General features: G+C 69.3%; 1 protein-coding gene. It reads right to left on the bottom strand.

Annotation, left to right across the window (positions count from 1 at the left end):
- The coding region (locus MOV75_RS41595; protein ID WP_247008695.1) for a circularly permuted type 2 ATP-grasp protein at positions 1–505 on the bottom strand (505 nt) is incomplete at both ends.

Raw genomic sequence — 505 nt, 5'->3', positions numbered from 1 at the left:
GGCTGAGCGCCGGCAGGAAGCCGAGCAGCGCCCGCGCCTCCAGTACGCCCGAGCCCGGCATGTTGGCGACGACAACGCCGTCCTTGCGCAGCACGTCGATCAGGCCGGGGACGCCGAGATGCGAGGAGGCATCGAGCTCGAGCGGATCGAGCGAATTGGAATCGACGCGGCGGAGCAGCACGTCGAGGCGCTTCAACCCGGCGACCGTGCGGATGTGGATACGGTTGTCGCTGACCGCGAGATCGTCGCCCTCGACCAGGAGGAAACCGAGATAGCGCGCCAGCGTCGCGTGCTCGAAATAGGTCTCGCTGAAGCTGCCGGGGGTCAGCACGCCGATCCTGGGCTCGTCGCGGTCGGCGCGCGCGCGCAGGCTGTCGCGGAAGGCCTCGAAGAATGGCGCGACGCGCGGCACGTTCATCGACTTGTAGAGGTCGGAGAAGGCGCGCGAGAGCACCAGACGGTTCTCCAGCGCATAGCCCGCGCCCGAGGGCGCCTGGGTGCGGTC

The sequence above is a fragment of the Bradyrhizobium sp. PRIMUS42 genome (genome assembly GCF_023006515.1).
Taxonomy (GTDB): Bacteria; Pseudomonadota; Alphaproteobacteria; order Rhizobiales; family Xanthobacteraceae; genus Bradyrhizobium.
This window is presented reverse-complemented; position numbering and strand designations above follow the sequence as displayed.